We start from the raw sequence: 5,860 nt of genomic DNA on the forward strand, positions 1-5,860 counted from the left end.
GCCTCCACGGCCCCCCCGCCCGCGCCGCGGGGGTTGTTGTGGGGCGGCGCACCCCGCCCGCCCCCGGCCGCCGCGGGCCCCCATGCCCCCCCCGCCCACCGGCGGGGGACAGACACCGGCGGGGGACACCGGCGGCCGGAACGTCGAGGCCGTGTCCGAAGGTCAGACCTGACACCGGCGGGGAGGCGCCCGGCCAGGCCGGCCGGGCGCGCCAGGACGCGCGGCTAGTCGAGTTTCCAGGCGTAGTCGACCTTGGTCCAGGTCTGGGCCGGGGCGCCATCCTTGGTGCCCGGCTTGAACTTGCAGGCGCTGATCGACTTGATCGCGGCCTTGTCGAGATTCTTGAAGCCGCTGGTTTTTTCCAGCTTCGATTCGACCACCGAACCGTCCGGAGCGACCAGGAAGGACATCGATACCGTGCCTTGTTCCTCGTTCATCAGCGACGCTTTCGGATACTCGGCCTTGCACTTGGCGGCATCGAAACTGGCCGGCACTTCAGCCGCCGCGGCGGCGCCACACACCAGCAAGCCGGCGAACACACTGGTACAACGCGTAGAGGTCCACATACAATATCCCTAATGTAACGTTCAATCGCGCGTCTGTGTTACGTCGACGCTGACGCTGCGGCTGGCAACCGCACTGCCCGCCCCGTCCTTACCGGCCCGGGATGCGAATCAGAATTCTTCCCATTCGTCGTTGCTGGTCGTGGCGGCCGCCTTTTTCGGCTTGACGGCGGCGGCGGCCGGGGCCGGACGCTTCAGGGCCGGCTTGGCCACGCGCAGCGCAACTGCCTTGGCCGGACGGGCCGGCGCCGCCGCCGCCATCGCGGACGGCGCGGCGACAAGGTGCGTTTCTTCGCCTTCGATCAACTTGAAGATGCTGACCACGTGCGCCAGCTCGCTGGCCTGGTCTTGCAGGCTCTGCGCGGCGGCGGCGGCTTGCTCGACCAGGGCGGCGTTCTGCTGGGTCATGCTGTCCATCTCGATGATCGACATGTTCACTTGCTCGATGCCGGCGCTCTGCTCCTGGCTGGCGTTGGCGATCTCGCCCATGATGTCGGTGACGCGCTTGACGCTGGCGACGACTTCATCCATCGTCACGCCGGCCTGGCCGACCAGCTTGCTGCCGCGCTCGACCTTCTCGACCGAATCGCCGATCAGGGTCTTGATTTCTTTCGCCGCCGCCGCCGAGCGCTGCGCCAGGTTGCGCACTTCGGAGGCCACGACCGCGAAACCGCGGCCCTGTTCGCCGGCACGGGCCGCTTCCACCGCCGCGTTCAGCGCCAAAATATTGGTCTGGAAGGCGATCCCGTCGATCACGCCGATGATGTCGACAATCTTGTTGGCCGAGGCGTTGATCGAACCCATCGTGTCAACCACTTGCGAGACCACCTCGCCACCCTTGCGGGCCACGTCCGAGGCGCTGGCCGCGAGCTGGTTGGCTTCACGGGCGTTGTCGGCGTTCTGTTTCACGGTCGAGGTCAGTTCTTCCATGGCCGAGGCGGTTTTTTCCAGGGCGCTCGCTTGCATTTCGGTACGCGAGGACAGGTCGATATTGCCGGCTGCGATTTCACGCGAGGCGGTGCCGATGGTTTCCGTGCCGCCGCGCACCTGGCCGACGATATCTTTCAGGCTGTTGCGCATTTCGCGCACTTCCATCAGCAGGCTGCCCTTGTCGGCGTGGCTGGTGTCGATGTGCACCGACAGGTCGCCGTGGGCGATGCTGCTGGCGATCTTGGCGGTGTAGTCCGGTTCGCCGCCGAGCTGCTTGAGCAAGCCGCGGGTGATGAAGACGGCGGCGATGCCGCCCAGCAGGATCGCCACGCCGCCCAGGATCAGCATGGTCAGGCGGGCCGCTTCGAAGCCGCTTTCGGCGTCTTTCTGGGCTGCGCTATTGAGCTTGTCTTCGAGGGCAGCGAGTTGTTCCAGCGCATCCATCCATTTTTTCTGGACCGGGCGGATTTCCTTGATCATGACGCGGGTGGCGTCTTCGGCCTTGTCGGCCATCCACAGTTCGGACGCCTTGGCCACGGCCGGCATGGCCAGCGCTTCGTGTTCCTTGATCTGGGCCAGCAAGCTCTTTTCCTCGTTCGATGCGGACTTGGCGAACTTGTCGCTCAGCTTTTTCTGGGCTTCGTCGTAGCGCGCGGTCTGTTCCTTGATGCGCTTCATTTCCGGTTCCATGTCGGCCGAATCGGTCATCAGGGTCAGGATGCGCAAGGACACGATGCGCTCGCTGACATTGGTGCGCATATCGATCACGAGGCGGGTGACCACGTTGTTGACGCCGACCACGTTATCCAGGCGCGTCTGGATCTGGGCCATGCTGATGATGCCGACGATCGTGACGGCGACCAGAAAAGACAGGACCAGGACAAATCCGAGACCTAAACGGGTGCCGACCTTCATGTTGGATAAATTCATTTCGCGTCTTTTCTATGGAACGATTGATCGGATTAGCTAGGGCAACGGCGGGTACTGTGGGCTGTCTCTGAAGAAACGGTGGCTATCTGCGTTTCATTTAGGATAAATCAAAACAGTGACTGCGCATGCAAAAAAGTTGGTTTGAGAACGATTTGTTTCAACATAACAACAGCATGAACGGCGCTGGCGCTGCTTGGAAAACGGACAAGAGATGCACCGATTATAGAGGACTATTTTGCTCTAGAGCAAGCAAAAATACCTTTACGCAATTGAAATATAGTTTTCTTGATGGAACTATGCAGCGCGGGGGGAGAGCGCAGCGCATGCCAAGTCAAGGCCAGTCATGCGCGGCGGGGGGAAAGGAGGAAAACAGGGCGCGCGTACGGCGCCCGGAGGCGCATCGTTCCGTGCAAGGCGGAACGATGCGGTGAAGGCTGCTAGCCTGCGCGGCGCATGCCCGCCGCCGCCTCGAGCAGCAGATGCGGATCGGCGGCGGCCAGCCGTTTCGGGTCGGACATCACTTGGCGGAAACTGCGCGCCCCGCCCAGCCCGGCCATCAGCCCCAGCATGTGGCGCGTAATGCTGTTGAGCTTCAAGCCGCGCGCCGCGTGCAGGTCGAGCTGCGCCTGGATATACGGAATCATCGCGGCCAGCACTTCTTCGCGCGTCTTGACCGGCGCGGCGTCGCCGTAAAAGCGGGCGTCGTACTCGGCCATGACGTAGGGATTGTGATACGCCTCGCGCCCCAGCATCACGCCATCGACATGCTCGAGGTGCAGCGCGATCTCGTCGGATGACTTGATGCCGCCGTTGATGATGATTTCCAGGTCAGGAAACTCGCGCTTGAGCTGGTACGCCACCTCGTACTTGAGCGGCGGAATCTCGCGGTTTTCCTTGGGCGACAAGCCTTTCAGGATCGCGTTGCGCGCATGCACGATGAACGTGGTGCAGCCGGCGTCGGCAATGGTGCCGACGAAATCGCGCACGAAACCATATTCCTCGTTGCGGTCGATGCCGATGCGGTGCTTGACGGTGACGTCGATGGTGACGGCGTCGCGCATGGCTTTCACGCAATCGGCCACCAGTTGCGGTTCGGCCATCAGGCAAGCGCCGAACGCGCCCTTCTGCACCCGCTCCGACGGGCAGCCGCAGTTCAGGTTGATCTCGTCGTAGCCCCATTGCTGGCCCAGTTTGGCGCTGGTGGCGAGGTCGGCCGGATCGCTGCCGCCCAGTTGCAGCGCCACCGGATGCTCTTCTTCATTGAAGCGCAGGTGCCGTTCGACATCGCCGTACACCAGCGCGCCGGTGGTCACCATCTCGGTGTACAGCCAGGTATGACGGGTGATTTCGCGATGGAACTTGCGGCAATGGCGGTCGGTCCAGTCCATCATCGGGGCGACAGAGAGCTTCCTGCCCCGGTAATTCGTTGATTTCAAGTGGTTTTACCTGTGATGTCAGCCGTGCTGCCGCGCGGCTGCGGATATGTCAATGGTGCCGGTCAGGGCGGCGGGCGGCAGGGGCGCGTCCGCGCCGGAAACGCGCACGCACAAAGGCAGCGCGCTCGCACCGCAAAGACGCATCATAGCAAACATGGCGCCGCCCGCCGCGGCCGCCGTCGTTTGCGGGCGCCGGCGACCCCACGCCGGGCGCGCCTACCTCCTGCGTCTCAGCGCGCCCGGCACAGCGCCAGGCAGCGGCCCGCTTCGCTTCTGAGGGCGCGCGCATCGTCGGCGGCGGCGGGGTAGTCGGGCAGCTGGTCGATCACGCCGGCCAGCACGTTGAGCGCCCCGCCCGCGCGTTCGAGCAAGGCGTCCAGGTCGCCCTGCGCGCCCGGCATCCCCTGCGCCAGGAACTCGGCCATGGCCTGGTCGAGCTGGGCGGCGTCCTGGAGCGCCGCGCAATACGCCTGCGGCAGCGCGGCCCGTCCCGGGCGCGCCTCGAAGTAGGCCCGCGCCACCGCTTCGCAGCCAGCCAGCGAGACCGCCCCGCCCTCCCACGCCGACATCGTCCCGTTCGCCATCCATACGGACAGGACGTGGGCCATGCCTTTCAGGCGCTGGACCGAAAAAATCGCGCGGTGCATGCGTTCAAGCTCATCCGAAGAGATCGATATCATGCTCTGTCCTCCTCTGTTGCACGTTAACCGGGATAGGTGGCCATGCACTCTTTCCAGAGTTCATCGAAGAGCTTGTGATTCTGCGCCGTGCAGATGGCCTTGTCCTTGACCATCGAGCACACCTGGTCGCGCATGATCTCGAAGGTCGAGGTCGCCGCCGCCAGGCAACTCATGCGGGTGGGTAAATTGGTCGGGTAAGGAGCGAAGTCGCCGCCATCCCAGCCGCCGCCCCGGAACGGGCCGCCGCCGCCGTCCGCGCTCCAGCCGCCGCCATCGTAGGGGCCGCGCCCGCCATCGCCGCCGCCGCCGCACAGACTGAACTCCTGGGGCGAGAAACGGCAATCCCAGCTATGTTTTTCCCAGCCGGCGACGGCGATCAGGGTGTGGTTGAGGGAATCGGCCGCGGCCTTGGCCGTGTCGGCGGCGACGCCGGCCGAGGCCTGCGGCGGCGCCCGCCCGGCCAGCGCCGCCGCCGTGTGCCCGGGCGCGCGCGCCGGCGGCGCGACGTGCAGGCGCTGGCCGGCCTCGTTCCCGAGCGAGGCCAGCGCGCCCGCCTGGTACACCGCCCGCTGCACCTGCCCGTCCGATAAGTCGATGCGCTCGAGCCGCTGCTCGTCGTCATAGTAATAGGTGGCGAAGCGGCCATCCGAATGGTGGATGCTGGACAGCCTGCCTTCTGTATAGAAGTAATGCGTGCTGTTCTCATCGGCCAGGCGCGCAACGAGGCGCTCGCCATCCATCACCAGCGTTGTCCCGTTGACAAGAACGGCGCGCAAGACCTTGGCGGCGCGCGGCGTTGGCTGGGGTGGCTGGGCAATGGCGCATTCGGCCACGCACAACAGGGTGGCGAACAAGACGGATAAGGTCGGTAAGCTGCGGTTCATGATGGGCCCAGGTTGATGAAAGAACAACCATGTTGCGCGTGCCCGGTAGCGCCGGTTTGTTGCGCCTCAAGTGCGTCGCGCATTCGTTAAGTCATTAATTACAAAGGAAAATAGCGTATTTTTGTGATTGTTTCCGCAACCGCTGCCAGGCGCGCCGGGCAGCCCGGACGAGCAGCGTTCAAATTATTTCCGTACGGCACTTAACGACGTCGATGAAACGGTCGTCTTGTACTTGGGAGAGCGCGAAGCAACGCAGCTCCAACGTTTCCACCCCCTACACTGGAGTTTGATCATGCTGAGCCTTCACACTAACAACGCCGCCCTGTCCGCACAAAATTCGATCAACCGCACCCAGGGTTCGCTGTCGACCTCGATGACCCGCCTGTCGACCGGCTACCGCATCAATTCGTCGATGGACGACGCCGCCGGCCTGCAGA

Annotated in this window: 6 protein-coding genes; 1 reads left to right on the forward strand and 5 read right to left on the reverse strand. The window is 64.3% G+C overall.

From position 1 onward, the window contains the following. Nucleotides 1–224 precede the first annotated feature (224 nt). The 5 genes from F0185_RS33845 to F0185_RS33865 form a co-directional block, all read right to left on the reverse strand. Nucleotides 225–566: an energy transducer TonB gene (locus F0185_RS33845; RefSeq protein ID WP_166897805.1), complete on the reverse strand. Its 342-nt coding sequence runs from the start codon at nt 564–566 to the stop codon at nt 225–227. A gap of 108 nt (nt 567–674) precedes the next feature. After that, nucleotides 675–2,423, reverse strand: a complete 1,749-nt coding sequence (locus F0185_RS33850; protein ID WP_229477316.1) for a methyl-accepting chemotaxis protein — start codon at nt 2,421–2,423, stop codon at nt 675–677. A gap of 437 nt (nt 2,424–2,860) precedes the next feature. Then, nucleotides 2,861–3,859 (reverse strand): tRNA dihydrouridine(20/20a) synthase DusA, encoded by a 999-nt coding sequence (gene dusA / locus F0185_RS33855; protein WP_267876041.1) that lies wholly within the window; start codon nt 3,857–3,859, stop codon nt 2,861–2,863. Between the two features lie 230 nt (nt 3,860–4,089). Further along, nucleotides 4,090–4,539, reverse strand: coding sequence for a hypothetical protein (locus F0185_RS33860; protein ID WP_167233056.1), 450 nt, complete (start codon nt 4,537–4,539; stop codon nt 4,090–4,092). A gap of 23 nt (nt 4,540–4,562) precedes the next feature. After that, on the reverse strand, nt 4,563–5,423 hold the full coding sequence (locus F0185_RS33865; protein ID WP_167233058.1) for an RHS repeat domain-containing protein: 861 nt from the start codon (nt 5,421–5,423) through the stop codon (nt 4,563–4,565). Nucleotides 5,424–5,715: 292 nt separating this feature from the next. Here F0185_RS33865 and F0185_RS33870 point away from each other — a divergent pair. Next, nucleotides 5,716–5,860 (forward strand): flagellin N-terminal helical domain-containing protein (locus tag F0185_RS33870; RefSeq protein ID WP_441295238.1); only part of this gene is annotated, 145 nt, incomplete at its 3' end.

The sequence above is a fragment of the Massilia rubra genome, assembly GCF_011682065.1.
Taxonomy (GTDB): Bacteria; Pseudomonadota; Gammaproteobacteria; order Burkholderiales; family Burkholderiaceae_D; genus Telluria_A; species Telluria_A rubra.

Bases quoted from the DNA above. Each gene is read 5' to 3' on its own strand.
- F0185_RS33845 (WP_166897805.1), bottom strand. From the start codon at position 566: ATGTGGACCTCTACGCGTTGTACCAGTGTGTTCGCCGGCTTGCTGGTG.
- F0185_RS33860 (WP_167233056.1), bottom strand. From the start codon at position 4,539: ATGATATCGATCTCTTCGGATGAGCTTGAACGCATGCACCGCGCGATT.
- F0185_RS33850 (WP_229477316.1), bottom strand. From the start codon at position 2,423: ATGAATTTATCCAACATGAAGGTCGGCACCCGTTTAGGTCTCGGATTT.
- F0185_RS33865 (WP_167233058.1), bottom strand. From the start codon at position 5,423: ATGAACCGCAGCTTACCGACCTTATCCGTCTTGTTCGCCACCCTGTTG.